This window comes from Salipiger sp. PrR002 (assembly GCF_010500775.1).
Taxonomy (GTDB): domain Bacteria; phylum Pseudomonadota; class Alphaproteobacteria; order Rhodobacterales; family Rhodobacteraceae; genus Salipiger.
Map to the genome: position 1 here is coordinate 170,223 of NZ_JAAGOU010000005.1, position 13,383 is coordinate 183,605.

Here is a 13,383-nt window from a genome sequence, read left to right on the forward strand (position 1 = left end):
TGTCAGAAATTCGGATCGCACCCCATCCTTTGGGATAGGTGCGCCTCGCCCACTGGGAACGGCACCTACTCCGCCGTCAGGATGGGCGGGAAACTCGCGGCTTGGTAGAAAAGAGACATCAACAGCGACGGTCACCCGCCGCACCCGCCAGAAGGCGCAACCAACCAAAGGAGTGCCGACATGACCATTGATCTCGCAGACATCGCCCGGGGCCGCCGCATCGTAGCCGTTGCCGCCCGCGACCTGTCTCTGCTGAGCCGGCGGGACCGACCGATGCCCAAGCTGATGACGCGGCTGCTGAACAACTTCCGCCTGCCGTCCTGAGCGGGCCCGAACAAAGGTTTTCGTCACCAGTGCCGCCTCGGCGATCCGTGATCGCGTTTTCCAGAGGCCAGTTATCCCCCGGGGGCGGGGAGTTTCGAGCCCCCATCGACCCTCGTGTCGCGTTGAGTTGTGCTGGCTGTGTTGTTTTGAGTGCCGGCAAAGACGCGGGGGTCTCCGGTGAAGGCCGGACCTTGTGTGGTGCCAGTAAGAGAGCGGGGCGTGCGGTCGGGTGATCGCGCGCCCCGCTGGTCCTTTGGGCGTCCGTCACGTGCGTCGAGCGCGGCACTGTCCGGAATACGTGACCCCCGCGCCATGGATTGCACGCCGCGACTCTGCAAATTCATGCTATGATGAGAGTCTTTTCAGTATCGACGAGATTTGAGCAATGGATAGTGATGATCGCACCGGAGCATTTTCCGGACCATTTCTTGACGCCACCGTTTCAAGCACAACCGTTTTCCTGACGCCCGGAGGGCGCGAAGAGATCGCGCTTGCCGCAGATGCGCTGCCGGAAAGCCTGCAAGAAAGCCTGCCTCAGGATCCCGACTGCGAGACCGCCGCGCTGCTGCGCATGGTGGTGCTGCCGCAGATCGAGGGTGCCTGCAGCTGGCCCGATCTGGTGTCGCGGCTGCGAAGCAAGGGATTCGGGCTGGGGTTCCGGTCTGGCCGTATGATCCTCAGCCGCCTCGACAGTGGCGCAGAGGTCTGTACGGGCCGAAGCCTTGGGGCGCCGCTGCGCGCGTTGGCGCTGCGGCTTGGCCGCCCGGCGCTGCGCCTCAGCCGCGATGGGCAGAGCGCGCAGCTTCAGGGCTGACCGTGGGGTATTCTGGGAGGCGCTGAGGGCAGCGCCCTCAGACCTGAACGTAGCCGCCGGCCTTCGGATCGTAGCATTCGATCGAGCCGCTGCCGATGTCGTGCCAGAGGCCGTGGATCGACAGGTCTTGCGCTTCGACGGCCTGACGCACGAAGGGGAAGGTCATCAGGTTCTCGAGCGAGACGAGCACCGATTCCTTTTCCAGCGCGCGGGCCATGTTCTCGGGCTTGCGCTTGACCACGCGATCATAGCCGGGGCGCAGGATGTCCATCCAGCGACCGACGAAGCTCGACTTTTCTTCGAGCTGAGGTGCCTTGCCCGAACACATGTCGAGACAGCCCTGAACGCCGCCGCAGCTGGAGTGCCCCATCACGATCACATGCGCCACTTTCAGCGCGGTGACCGCATATTCCACCGCCGCCGAGGTGCCGTGCTGCAGCCCGTCGGGCTGATAGGCGGGCACGAGGTTGGCGATGTTGCGGTGAATGAAAAACTCGCCGGTGTCCGCGCCGAAGATCGAGGTGACATGCACGCGGCTGTCACAGCAGGAGATCACCATCGCGCGGGGGTGCTGACCCTCGGACGCGAGGCGTCGGTACCAGGCGGAATTCTCGGCGTAGCTGGTCGCCTTCCAGCCCTGGAATCTCTGGACCAGGTAGGCGGGTAGCGGTTTGGCGTTGTGCATCTCGATCCTCCAAGCAACTTGAAGCCTTCGCTGGAATACGCGGGATTATCGCGGAATTCGAGAGAAGAAACACCGCGGTCTAACCTTTTGGGAACTTGGACGGGCTAGAACCATGGCCCGTGGGGGCGCGGAGAAGAGGATGAGGCGGTGAACCATGTCTCTGTACTCGCGCCCATCGAGCGGGCCGGGCTTGATCCCGAACGACTCGAAGCGCTCTTCACCCACCTCGGGCCTCAGGAGGCGGAGAACGCCTTGTGCCGCGCGGTGGAGGAACTGGCCTACAGGCTGGGGCATCTCGACCGGCTGCACCAGCAGTGTCGCTGGCCCGAGATGCGCAGCCAGACCTGCGAGTTGGGCGAGATCGCCCGATTCATCGGGATGCAGGCCACCGCCCGCATTTCCTGCGACGTGGTGCAATGTCTCGATGATGGTGACCGGGTGGCGCTGGCGGCCACTCTGGCGCGGCTGGGGCGGATGGGCGAACGCTCGCTCTATGCCATATGGGACATGGAGGATCAGTCGATCTGACCCGCCGCACACCGCCGCGGGTGAGATGGCCGGGCGCTTTGGGACTCACACAAAGGAGGCTGCTCAGGTGGGCGTTGGGTGGCTTAGAAAATATGCCGGGTGACTGACGAAGTATGCCGCGTGACTGACAAAGTATAAGGCGCTCTTCACGGCTCCGCTTGGCCCCCTTGCGGGTGCCGCTGGCTCGGCTAGGCTCTGGCCAAACCGACCAAGAGGCTCCTATGACCCTGACTTTCGCTCCCGCCGACGCCGATGCCCTGCCGCTCCACGTGATAGAAACCGAGGCGCTTGAGGGCTGGCTCGACGGGCAGCCGGACGCTGTGCGCACTTGGGTGACGGCCAGCGGCTTTGCCGGTGAAATCGGAAACGCCGTGATGATTCCCGGTGAGGGCGGCGCGCCCGCTGCGGCGCTGATCGGCTATGGCTCTGCCGCCCGCCGTCGCCGCAGCCGCTTCGCGCTTGCCGCCGGTCTCGGGCGGCTGGCCCGCGGAACCTACCGCATCGCCTCGGGGCTGCCCGCAGAGGCCGCCGAGGAAGAGGCGCTTGGCTGGCTGCTCGCGGGCTACCGTTTCACCCGTTACGCAGGCGAGGCGCCGGTGATGCCGGGGCTGATGGCGCCCGAGGGCGTGGATGCGGCCAAGATCGAGGTGCTCGCCGCCTCCGAGGCGCTGACCCGCGATCTGATCAACACCCCCGCCTCGGACATGGGCCCCGAGGAGCTTGAGGCCGCCGCCCGCGCGCTGGCGGGTGACTTTGATGCCGCCATCGAGGTGACCACCGGCGCCGCGCTGCTCGAGAACAACTTCCCGATGATCCATGCGGTGGGCCGTGCCAGCCCGCGCGCGCCGCGCCTGATCGACATGCACTGGGGCAGCGAGGGGCCGCGGCTTACGCTGGTCGGCAAGGGCGTCTGTTTCGACACCGGCGGGCTCAACCTCAAGCCGGGCAGCTCCATGGGGCTGATGAAGAAGGATATGGGCGGCGCGGCCAATGTGCTGGGTCTGGCGCGGATGATCATGGCGCTGGGGCTGAAGGTGCAGCTGCGCGTGCTGATCCCGGCGGTCGAGAACTCGGTCAGCGGCAATGCCTTCCGCCCGCAGGACATCCTCACCTCGCGCAAGGGGCTGACCGTCGAGATCAACAACACCGATGCCGAGGGACGGTTGGTGCTGGCCGACGCGCTGGCGCTGGCGGATGAGGAAAAGCCCGATTTCATCCTGTCGATGGCGACGCTGACCGGCGCGGCGCGGGTGGCCGTGGGGCCGGACCTCGCGCCGTTCTACACCGACGACGAAGGCTTTGCCGGTGCGCTGACCGCGGCCAGCGGGCCGGCGGCGGACCCGGTCTGGCGCATGCCCTTCTGGGAGCCCTATGAGGACAAGATCGAGCCCGGCATCGCCGATCTCGACAACGCGCCCGCGGGCGGCATGGCGGGCTCGATCACCGCGGCGCTCTTCCTGCGCCGCTTCGTGACCAAGACGCCTTATGCGCATTTCGACATCTACGGCTGGAACCCCGGCGCGGCCCCGGCGCGGCCCAAGGGCGGCGCGCTGCAGGGACCGCGGGCGATCCTCGCGGCGCTGCCGCAGGTGCTGGGCCTGTGATGGACGGCGCGATGGATCCCCGGCTTACCCCCTCGAATGGCCGTGTCGCCGCCGCCCATCTGCAGGGCGAGGTCGAGGCGCAGCATTTCACCGAAGGCGCGCCTGCCTCGGTGAGCGCCCCGGTGACCGACCTTCTGCGCACCCCCGGCGGCGCGCGTGATCGACAGCTTGTCTATGGCGCCGCGCTGATCGTCTATGAGCGCTACGAGGGCTGGGCTTTCGTGCAGGCGCAGGCCGACGGCTATGTCGGGTTCGTCTCGGAAGAGGCGCTGGCGCCGGTGACCACGCCGACCCACCGCGTCGCCACGCGCGCCACCCATGCCTATCTCGAACCCAATATGAAAACCGCGGATCAGGCGTTCCTTAGTCTCGGCGCGCAGCTTCAGGTCAGCGGCGAGGAGGGGCGCTTCTTGAAAACCGAAGCGGGCTTTGTTCCCGCAGGCCACCTGCTGCCGCTGGCGCGGCCCGAGCCCGACCCGGTGGCGGTCTCGGAGCGCCTTCTCGGCACGCCCTACCTCTGGGGCGGCAATTCGGCGATGGGGATCGATTGCTCGGGGCTGGTGCAGGCCGGGCTGCGCGCCTGCGACATGGCCTGCCCCGGCGACAGCGACATGCAGGAAAAGGGTCTGGGCGAGACGCTCGCCCCCGGCACCCCGCCCAAGCGCGGCGATCTGCTGTTCTGGAAGGGCCATGTGGCTTGGGTCGCCGATGCCGACACGCTGCTGCACGCCAACGCCTTTCACATGGCTGTCGCCTTCGAGCCCTTGGCCGAGGCAGTGGCCCGCATTGAAGCTCAGGGCGACGGCCCCGTCACCCGCCACGCCCGCCTGACAGGAGTCCTCTCATGACCAGTGATCCATTCTTCCACCCCGTCTCTGGCATGGACCTGCCGCGCTTTGCCGGGATTCCCACATTCATGCGCCTGCCGCTGGTGCAGCCGGATCACGCGCGCTTTTCAGAGGTCGAGATCGGCCTCGTCGGCGTGCCGTGGGACAGTGGCACCACCAACCGCCCCGGTCCGCGCCACGGCCCGCGCCAGCTGCGCGACGCCTCGACGATGATCCGCGCCGAACATGGCCACACCGGCGTGCGCCCCTTCGAGGCCGCCGCCTGCGCCGATCTCGGCGACGTCGGCCCGAACCCCGCTGACATTCAGGACAGCATGGCGCGCATCACCGCCTTCTACGACAAGATCGTCGCGGCGGGCGTTCGGCCCCTCACGGGCGGCGGAGACCACCTCTGCTCGCTCCCGGTGCTGCGCGCGCTCGGCAAGGCAAAGCCGCTCGGCATGGTGCATTTCGACAGCCATACGGACCTTTGGGACAGCTATTTCGGCGGGTTCAAATTCACCCACGGCACACCCTTCCGCCGTGCGGTCGAGGAGGGTCTGCTCGACCCGAAGCGTGTGGTGCAGATCGGCATCCGCGGCCCGATGTACGACCACGAAGACCGCGATTTCGCCAAGGCGGTGGGCATCCGCATCATCCCGATCGAGGAGTTCCACGCCCGCGGCGTCGAAGACGTCATGGCAGAAGCGCGCGAGATCGTGGGCATGGAGCCGACCTATGTCAGCTACGACATCGACTTCGTCGACCCCGCCTTCGCCCCCGGCACCGGCACGCCCGAGATCGGCGGTCCGAACTCCTATCAGGCGCTGCAGGTGGTGCGCGAACTGATGGGGCTGAACATCGCGGGCGCCGACCTCGTGGAAGTCTCGCCGCCCTTCGACAGCACCGGCGGCACCGCCTTCCTCGGCGTGACGATCATGTTCGAATTGCTTTGCGCCATGGTCGGCAAGAGCGCCTGATACCACAAAGCGCCGCGCGGTCAGTCATCGACCGCGCGGATCAGCTTGCGCTCGAGCACCCGCAGCACTGTCTTCAGATCATGCCCGCGTTTGAGCACCTGCCCCTCCATCGAGATCACCGCATATTCCCCCTGCCGATTGCGCAGCTTGGGGCGTTTCTCGATGCGGTAGAGCGGGTTTTCGGCAGTGCGGCGGAAGACGGAAAACACCGCCACCTCGCGCAGCGAAGAGATGCCATAGTCACGCCATTCACCGGCCGCCACCATGCGGCCGTAGAGAGAGAGGATGACGTTCAGCTCGGTCCGGTGGAAGGCAACAACATCGCTGCCGCGTCCCGGAAAAGGTGTCAGGCTGTTCATATCCCAAAGCTGCGCCTGATGTGGTCACAAATCAAGATCCCCCGTGCACCTCACGGGGTTATGAGCTTTGCGCTGCGACAAATATCGCGGGCAAGTGGCGTTCCGCCGAGGGCGGCGCTCCGTCAGGTGCCCGAGAGCATCCGCGACACCGACAGCGCATAGCGGTCGGTCATCCCCGAGACGAAATCTGCCAGCGCGTGCAGCGCAGGCTCCGGCCCGTCGATGTCGCGCAGGTCGAGCGAGAGGGCGCGGGCGATCTGCGCCGGATGGGCCTTCAGCGCCTCGGCCTCCCATCCCGCCGCCGCCAGCGCCTCATAGACCGGCAGCACCCCGTCCAGCACGTTGCGGATCACCTGCCGACCCGAGATCTCCAGCTCGGTCTTGCGCCGCGAGGTGAAGATGCGCTCATGCGCCATATCCTCGATACGCGCGAAACTGCCCGCGCAGGTCGAGGCGCCAATCAGCGAGTCGGAAAAGCTGCCCGCCATGATCGCCGGGTAGTTGCCGCAGAAGGCCGCGACGCAGGCGTCGATGGCCCGCCCGATGGCCAGCGAGCGCAGCAGCGCGATATGTTCGGTGCGGGTCAGCCCGGCGGTGTCGCGGTTGGGCCGTCCCGCCAGATCCTCAAGCAGATCGCGCACCACGTCATAGGGCAGATCGCCAGAGGTATAGGCGTCCTCGAGATCGACGATGTTGTAGCAGATGTCATCGGCGGCCTCGACGACGAAGACCAGCGGGTGGCGGCGCCACCAGCGACCGCCCGCGATCTCTTCCTCGGGCAGGCCGCAGCCCTGCGCCACCTCGGCAAAGAGCGCCTCTTCGGCGGCGAAGACACCAAATTTCTTCAGCCCGGCATAGGTCTTGCGGGTCTCTGCCGGCAGCGCGGCGCGGGTCGCTGCGGTGGCGGGATACTTCATGAAAGCCCCGAGCACCGCCTTCGACAGCCGCATGCCGCCGGCGCTGCGGTACATCTCCAGCCGGGTGATGATCCGAAAGCCCTGCGCATTGCCCTCGAAGGCGGCAAACTCGTCCCGCAGCCCGCTGTCGAGCGCGCCGCAGAGCCCGCCGCCTGCGTCGAAGCGCTCGGCGAACCAATCCCCGATCGAGGCCTCGCCGGAATGGCCGAAGGGCGGGTTGCCGATGTCATGCGCGGCGCAGGCGGCCTGCACCACATTGGCGAGGCTGTGGTCCTCATGCGGGCCGATCTCGCCCTGTTCGATCAGCCAGTGCCCGATGTGCATCGCCAGAGAGCGCCCGACGCTGCCCACCTCGACCGAGTGAATCAGCCGGTGGTGGATGTGGTCGTTCTCATAGAGCGGATGCACCTGCGTCTTGTTGGCCAGCCGCCGGAACGGTGCGGAAAACACGATGCGGTCATGGTCCTGCACAAAGATCGACCGGTTGCGCCCTTCGGCATATTTCGGATCGCTCAGCCGTTCGGCACAAAGAAGGTCGCTCCACTGCATCGCTCTGTCCTCTTCGTGTTAGGCGCGTCGGGTCCGGCAAAGACCTAGCCGAGGGCAGGGGCCGGGGAAAGGGCGCTGTCCCATCTTCCTCTTGGCACAAATATCCCGGGGGAGGCCGCGCCGCGGCCGGGGGCAGAGCCCCCTGAAGAGCCCCCAGAAAAACCCCCTAAAAACCCCCGGACGAGGCCCATCCGGATCCAAAAGTTTCCGATCCGCTCCAGCCCGCGTAAGCAATCACCAAAAAGCGACGTAATGGATGCATTTCCCGTCTTGCCCGAATCCGCGCCCTCGCATAAATGCGGCGGTGGGACACCCTTCCCCAACGAAGGGCGACTATCTGTAAGGTTAGAGACATCATGGCTAGACCCCAACCGTCCGCGCGGCCGGCAAACCCGCGCTTTTCTTCCGGCCCCTGTGCCAAGATCCCCCATTTCTCGCTGGACATGCTGTCCGATGCCGCGCTCGGTCGTTCGCACCGTGCCAAGGTCGGCAAGGACAAGCTGAAGGCTGCCATCGAAGGCACCCGCGAGATCCTCGGAATTCCCGCCGACTATAAGATCGGCATCGTGCCCGCCTCGGACACCGGCGCCATGGAAATGGCCATGTGGTCGCTGCTGGGCGCACGCAAGGCAGAGATGCTGGCGTGGGAATCCTTCGGCGCTGGCTGGGTGACCGATGTGGTCAAACAGCTGAAAATCGACGCCGAAGTGAAGACCGCCGATTACGGCCAGATCGTCGATCTCGCCACCGTCGACTTCAACAATGACGTCGTCTTCACCTGGAACGGCACCACCTCCGGTGTGCGCGTGCCGAACGGCGACGCGATCCCCGCGGACCGCGATGGCCTGACCATCTGCGACGCGACCTCGGCGGCTTTCGCGCAGGACCTGCCCTGGGAGAAGCTCGATGTCACCACCTTCTCTTGGCAGAAGGTGATGGGCGGCGAAGCGGCCCACGGTATCCTCGTGCTGAGCCCGCGCGCTGTCGAGCGCCTCGAGACCTACACCCCCGCATGGCCGATGCCGAAAATCTTCCGCATGACCAAGGGCGGCAAGCTGATCGAGGGCATTTTCGTCGGCGAGACGATCAACACACCGTCGATGCTGGCGGTCGAGGATTACCTCGTCGCGCTGGACTGGGCGCGCAAGATCGGCGGCCTGAAGAAGCTGCAGGAACGCGCCACCACCAACGCCAAGGTGCTGTGGGACTTCTGCGACCGTCACGACTGGCTCGCCAACCTCGCCGAGGATGCTGCGACCCGTTCGAATACCTCGGTCTGCCTGAAGTTCACCGACGACCGGATCAAGGACGGCGCGGCTTTCGCCAAGGCGGTGGCCAAGAAGCTCGAGACCTATCATGTCGCCTATGACATCGGCGCCTATCGCGATGCCCCGGCGGGCTTGCGTATCTGGTGCGGTGCCACGGTCGAAAGCGCCGACATCGAAGCGCTGACGCTGTGGCTCGAATGGGCCTTCGAGACCGAGATCGAAGCACAGGCAGAAACGGCCTGATCCGCACTTTTTGAGCAAAATGCGGGACCGCGCGCGGCGGTCCCGTCTTTCCCTGCATCCAGATTTCCCCGAAAGGACCGCTGAAATGGCTCCCAAGGTTCTCATCTCCGACAAGCTTTCCGACGCCGCCGTTCAGATCTTCCGCGATCGCGGCATCGAGGTCGACTTCCGCCCCGAGCTCGGCAAGGACAAGGACGCGCTGGCCGAAGTGATCGGCAACTATGATGGTCTCGCCATCCGCTCGGCCACCAAGGTGACCCCGTCGATCCTCGAGAAGGCGACCAACCTCAAGGTCGTCGGCCGTGCCGGCATCGGCACCGACAACATCGACAAGGAAGCCGCGTCGAAAAAGGGTGTCATCGTGATGAACACCCCCTTCGGCAACATGATCACCACCGCCGAGCACGCCATCGCCATGATGTTCGCCGTCGCCCGCCAGCTGCCGGAGGCCTCGGCCTCGACCCATGCCGGCAAGTGGGAAAAGTCGAAGTTCATGGGCGTCGAGCTGACCGGCAAGACCCTTGGCGTGATCGGCGCTGGCAACATCGGCGGCATCGTCTGCGACCGTGCCCGCGGTCTGAAGATGAAGGTCGTGGCCTATGACCCCTTCCTCGGCCAAGAGAAGGCCGACAAGATGGGCGTTGAGAAGGTCGAGCTGGACGAGCTGCTCGCCCGCGCCGACTTCATCACGCTGCACGTGCCGCTGACCGACCAGACCCGCAACATCCTTGGCCGTGAGAACCTCGCGAAGACCAAGAAGGGTGTGCGGATCATCAACTGTGCCCGTGGCGGCCTCGTCGACGAGGAAGCGCTGGCCGAGCTGCTGAAGTCCGGTCACGTGGCTGGCGCCGCCTTCGACGTGTTCGCCGTGGAACCCGCCAAGGAAAACGTGCTCTTCGGTCTGCCCAATGTGGTCTGCACCCCGCACCTCGGCGCCTCGACGACCGAAGCGCAGGAGAACGTGGCGCTGCAGGTTGCCGAGCAGATGGCCGACTACCTGCTGACCGGTGCCGTATCGAACGCGCTCAACATGCCGTCGGTGACCGCCGAGGAAGCCAAGGTCATGGGCCCGTGGATCAAACTGGCTGGCCATCTCGGCAACTTCATCGGCCAGATGACCGACGAAGCGATCACCGCGATCAACATCCTCTATGACGGGGCGGTTGCCGAGATGAACCTCGAGGCGCTGAACTGCTCGCTGATCGCTGGCATCATGAAGACCATCTCGCCCGAGGTGAACATGGTCTCGGCCCCGGTGATCGCGCGCGAGCGCGGCATCCAGATCTCGACCACCAATCAGGAACAGTCGGGCGCGTTCGAGGGCTACATCAAGGTGACCGTGGTGACCGAGAAGCGTGAGCGTTCGATCGCGGGCACCGTGTTCTCGGATGGCAAGCCGCGCTTCATCCAGATCAAGGGCATCAACATCGAGGCCGAGGTGGGCGAGCACATGCTCTACACCACCAACGAAGACGTGCCGGGCATTATCGGCAAGCTGGGCTCGATGCTGGGCGACCACAAGGTCAACCTCGCGAACTTCACGCTGGGCCGCTCGACCGCTGGCGGCGAAGCCATCGCCATCGCCTATCTCGACGAAGAGATCGGTGACGACGTGGTCACCGCGCTGCGCGACACCGGCCTCTTCCAGCAGGTCAAGCCGCTGGAATTCGACGTCGCCTGATAAGAAGGCCAAAGGCCGAAGCGACGACAGGGACAGAAGAGAAAGGGGCGCCTCGCGGGGCGCCCCTTTTGCCGTTGTGATGGGATCGGGCGCGCCTGCGGGTTCTTGGGCGCCAGCCCTTGCCTCTCGCCGGCCCGGGATCCAACTATGCCTTGCAGAAAGGAATTCCCATGCAGCCCATCTACGCCATCGGCGACATCCACGGTCAGCTTGAACGCCTTCACGAGGCACTTGCGATGATTGCGCGCGACGAGCACGCAGGCGCGCCCATCGTCTTTCTGGGGGACTACGTGGATCGGGGCCCCGATGCGCGCGGGGTGATCGATTTGCTGATGCAGGGGCAGGCCGAGGGCAAGCCATGGGTCTGCCTGATGGGCAATCATGATCGCTACCTGCTGAGGTTTCTCGAAAACCCACGCTACAAAGACCCGAATGTCTCGCGGCCCCTGATCTGGACCGATCCACCGCTTGGCGGGGCCAAGACGCTGGCCTCTTACGGCGTCGACGTGAGCGAGGGGCGTGCGATTGAGGACATCCATGCCGACGCGCTGGAGGCGATCCCGCAGGCGCATCGCGACTGGATCGCGGGGCTGCCGCGCCTGCACGAGACCGAAGAGCACATCTTTGTCCACGCAGGCCTGCGACCGGGCGTGCTGCTCAACTATCAGAAAGAGGATGATCTGGTATGGATCCGCGGGCCCTTCCTTGACTGGAGGGGCGACTGGGGGCGGCTGGTGGTGCATGGGCACACCGCGCTCGATGTGCCCATGCTCTATCCCAACCGGCTCAACATGGATGGCGGCGCGGGTTATGGCCGCCCGCTTTATCCCGCGCTTCTACTGGGCCGCGACGCGTTCCTGCTCGGACCCATGGGGCGCGTCCGCCTGTAGCGCGCACCACGCCTGATACTGCGACAGGAAGACCCGGCCCGAGAGCTCTTCGAGGAAATGCGAGCGCTTGAGCCGATCCATCACTGGGCCTTTCACCTCGGTCAGATGCAGGGTGATCCCTTGCTCATCAAGGCGGCGGTTGATCTCTTCGAGCGTTTCCAGCGCGCTCATATCCACCTCGTTGACCGCCGGGAACATCAGCACCACATGGCGCAGGTTCTGGCATTCGGCGACGCGGGTCAGCACGTATTCCTCGAGGAAGCGGGCGTTGACGAAGTAGAGGCTCTCATCGACGCGCAGCGTCAGCACGCCGGGCAGAGTTTCCACCTCATGCCGCAGCACGTTGCGGAAGTGATGCGTGCCCGGCACCAGTCCAACCTCGGCCACATGCGGCTTCGAGGTCTTATAGAGATGCAGCAGGATCGACAGCAGCACGCCCGCCGAGACGCCCACTTCGACACCCACGAGCAGGGTCAGCACGATGGTCGCCGAGACGGCGGTGAAATCCACCTTCGAATAGACCCATGTCTTCTTGAGGATCGAGAAATCGACGAGGCTGAGCACGGCGACAATGATCGTCGCGGCCAGCGTGGCCTTCGGCAGGAAGAACAGCAGCGGGGTCAGCACCAGCGTCGCGAGGCCGATGCCCACGGCGGTATAGGCGCCCGCTGCCGGGGTTTCCGCGCCCGCGTCGAAGTTCACCACCGAGCGCGAGAAGCCCCCGGTCACCGGGAAGCCGCCCGAGAGGGCCGAACCGATGTTGGACGCGCCAAGGCCGATGAGTTCCTGATCCGGGTCGATCCGCTGGCGGCGCTTGGCGGCAAGGGTCTGCGCGACCGAGACGGATTCCACAAAGCCGATGATCGAAATCAGGATGGCCGGCATCAGCAGCGTCTTCCACATCGACGGATCAAGCGAAGGGGCCGAAAGCGGGGGCAGGCCCATGGGCACTTCGCCGACGACCTTCACGCCCACCTCATTGAGGCCAAAGCCCCAGCTCAGCAGGGTGGTCACCGCCACGGCGGCCACCGGGCCGGCCTTGGCGAGGATGTCGGCCATGCGCGGGCCCAGCCCCATGCTGCGCAGCAGCGGCTTCAGCCCCTTGCGCACCCAGAACAGAAAGGCGGTGGCGGCGACGCCGATGGCCAGCGTGATGAAGTTCGTTTCGGGCAGATGCGCGACCAGCGAGCCGACAAGCTCCACCAGCGTGTGGCCTTCAGCGCTGATGCCGAAGATATGCTTGAGCTGGGAGGCGGCGATCAGCACGCCCGAGGCAGTGATGAACCCCGCGATCACCGGGTGGCTGAGGAAGTTGGCAAGAAAGCCGAGCCGCAGCACGCCGATGAGCACGAGGAAGGCGCCCGAGATGAAGGCAAGCGTGACCGCCGCCAGCGCGATCTGCGCCGGATCGCTGAGGCCGAGCTGGCCGATCGCGGCGGCGGTCATCAGCGAGACGACGGCCACCGGGCCCACCGCCAGTGCGCGGCTGGTGCCGAAGATCGCATAGGCCACCAGCGGCAGGATCGAGGCGTATAGACCCATCTCGGCAGGCAGCCCCGCGAGCAGGGCATAGGCCAGCGATTGCGGGATCAGCATGATCGTCACGATGACCGCGGCCACGAGGTCGGAGGTCGCGGTGTCGCGGTCGTATCGGCTGGCCCAGTCGAGGATCGGCAGGTAGCGGGACAGGCGGCGAGGGATCTGCATGGGCGGT

At 65.7% G+C, this 13,383-nt stretch carries 13 protein-coding genes; 9 read left to right on the forward strand and 4 right to left on the reverse strand.

All coding sequences use genetic code 11. The annotated features are described in order from the left end of the window. Positions 1-180: 180 nt before the first annotated feature. Complete coding sequence (locus G0A00_RS07375) at positions 181-324, forward strand: hypothetical protein (RefSeq protein WP_157374027.1); 144 nt, start codon at positions 181-183, stop codon at positions 322-324. Between the two features lie 385 nt (positions 325-709). Next, entirely contained in the window at positions 710-1,138 is a 429-nt protein-coding gene (locus G0A00_RS07380) for a hypothetical protein (protein ID WP_235952960.1), read from the forward strand. Between the two features lie 37 nt (positions 1,139-1,175). On the opposite strand, the gene G0A00_RS07385 is transcribed toward G0A00_RS07380, so the two are convergent. Then, positions 1,176-1,823 (reverse strand): carbonic anhydrase, encoded by a 648-nt coding sequence (locus tag G0A00_RS07385; protein ID WP_066103837.1) that lies wholly within the window; start codon positions 1,821-1,823, stop codon positions 1,176-1,178. A 147-nt stretch (positions 1,824-1,970) separates the two neighbouring features. Here G0A00_RS07385 and G0A00_RS07390 point away from each other — a divergent pair, with 147 nt between their 5' ends. The 4 genes from G0A00_RS07390 (at position 1,971) to speB (ending at position 5,762) form a co-directional block, all read left to right on the forward strand. Beyond that, the gene (locus tag G0A00_RS07390; protein ID WP_164180087.1) at positions 1,971-2,351 is read left to right on the forward strand and encodes a hypothetical protein; all 381 of its coding nucleotides are present in this window, start codon (positions 1,971-1,973) and stop codon (positions 2,349-2,351) included. 221 nt (positions 2,352-2,572) lie between these two features. Next, entirely contained in the window at positions 2,573-3,955 is a 1,383-nt protein-coding gene (locus G0A00_RS07395; protein ID WP_164180089.1) for a M17 family metallopeptidase, read from the forward strand. A gap of 11 nt (positions 3,956-3,966) precedes the next feature. Then, positions 3,967-4,803, forward strand: a complete 837-nt coding sequence (locus G0A00_RS07400) for a C40 family peptidase (RefSeq protein WP_164180091.1) — start codon at positions 3,967-3,969, stop codon at positions 4,801-4,803. Continuing rightward, the gene (gene speB / locus G0A00_RS07405) at positions 4,800-5,762 is read left to right on the forward strand and encodes an agmatinase (RefSeq protein ID WP_164180093.1); all 963 of its coding nucleotides are present in this window, start codon (positions 4,800-4,802) and stop codon (positions 5,760-5,762) included. The genes G0A00_RS07400 and speB overlap by 4 nt, the downstream gene beginning before the upstream one ends. Positions 5,763-5,782: 20 nt before the next feature. On the opposite strand, the gene G0A00_RS07410 is transcribed toward speB, so the two are convergent. Both G0A00_RS07410 and dgt read right to left on the reverse strand, forming a co-directional pair. Then, entirely contained in the window at positions 5,783-6,121 is a 339-nt protein-coding gene (locus G0A00_RS07410) for a DUF2794 domain-containing protein (protein WP_164180095.1), read from the reverse strand. A gap of 122 nt (positions 6,122-6,243) precedes the next feature. Further along, positions 6,244-7,587 carry a dGTP triphosphohydrolase gene (dgt, locus tag G0A00_RS07415; RefSeq protein ID WP_164180097.1) on the reverse strand — a complete coding sequence of 448 codons (1,344 nt, stop codon included), beginning with the start codon at positions 7,585-7,587 and terminating at the stop codon, positions 6,244-6,246. 356 nt (positions 7,588-7,943) lie between these two features. On the opposite strand from dgt, the gene G0A00_RS07420 reads away from it, so the two are divergent. The 3 genes from G0A00_RS07420 (at position 7,944) to G0A00_RS07430 (ending at position 11,669) form a co-directional block, all read left to right on the forward strand. Then, complete coding sequence (locus G0A00_RS07420) at positions 7,944-9,098, forward strand: phosphoserine transaminase (protein WP_164180099.1); 1,155 nt, start codon at positions 7,944-7,946, stop codon at positions 9,096-9,098. An 85-nt stretch (positions 9,099-9,183) separates the two neighbouring features. Beyond that, positions 9,184-10,779, forward strand: coding sequence for a phosphoglycerate dehydrogenase (gene serA, locus G0A00_RS07425; protein ID WP_164180101.1), 1,596 nt, complete (start codon positions 9,184-9,186; stop codon positions 10,777-10,779). A 170-nt stretch (positions 10,780-10,949) separates the two neighbouring features. Further along, positions 10,950-11,669 carry a metallophosphoesterase gene (locus G0A00_RS07430; protein ID WP_164180103.1) on the forward strand — a complete coding sequence of 240 codons (720 nt, stop codon included), beginning with the start codon at positions 10,950-10,952 and terminating at the stop codon, positions 11,667-11,669. Here the strand turns inward: G0A00_RS07430 and G0A00_RS07435 are convergent. Then, on the reverse strand, positions 11,616-13,376 hold the full coding sequence (locus G0A00_RS07435) for a SulP family inorganic anion transporter (protein ID WP_066103856.1): 1,761 nt from the start codon (positions 13,374-13,376) through the stop codon (positions 11,616-11,618). The two genes, G0A00_RS07430 and G0A00_RS07435, sit on opposite strands and share 54 nt — an antisense overlap. Positions 13,377-13,383 lie beyond the last annotated feature (7 nt).

Coding starts and splice junctions, on each gene's coding strand:
- G0A00_RS07375 (WP_157374027.1), top strand. CDS start 181: ATGACCATTGATCTCGCAGACATCGCCCGGGGCCGCCGCATCGTAGCC.
- G0A00_RS07380 (WP_235952960.1), top strand. CDS start 710: ATGGATAGTGATGATCGCACCGGAGCATTTTCCGGACCATTTCTTGAC.
- G0A00_RS07385 (WP_066103837.1), bottom strand. CDS start 1,823: ATGCACAACGCCAAACCGCTACCCGCCTACCTGGTCCAGAGATTCCAG.
- G0A00_RS07395 (WP_164180089.1), top strand. CDS start 2,573: ATGACCCTGACTTTCGCTCCCGCCGACGCCGATGCCCTGCCGCTCCAC.
- G0A00_RS07400 (WP_164180091.1), top strand. CDS start 3,967: ATGGATCCCCGGCTTACCCCCTCGAATGGCCGTGTCGCCGCCGCCCAT.
- speB (WP_164180093.1), top strand. CDS start 4,800: ATGACCAGTGATCCATTCTTCCACCCCGTCTCTGGCATGGACCTGCCG.
- G0A00_RS07410 (WP_164180095.1), bottom strand. CDS start 6,121: ATGAACAGCCTGACACCTTTTCCGGGACGCGGCAGCGATGTTGTTGCC.
- dgt (WP_164180097.1), bottom strand. CDS start 7,587: ATGCAGTGGAGCGACCTTCTTTGTGCCGAACGGCTGAGCGATCCGAAA.
- G0A00_RS07420 (WP_164180099.1), top strand. CDS start 7,944: ATGGCTAGACCCCAACCGTCCGCGCGGCCGGCAAACCCGCGCTTTTCT.
- serA (WP_164180101.1), top strand. CDS start 9,184: ATGGCTCCCAAGGTTCTCATCTCCGACAAGCTTTCCGACGCCGCCGTT.
- G0A00_RS07430 (WP_164180103.1), top strand. CDS start 10,950: ATGCAGCCCATCTACGCCATCGGCGACATCCACGGTCAGCTTGAACGC.
- G0A00_RS07435 (WP_066103856.1), bottom strand. CDS start 13,376: ATGCAGATCCCTCGCCGCCTGTCCCGCTACCTGCCGATCCTCGACTGG.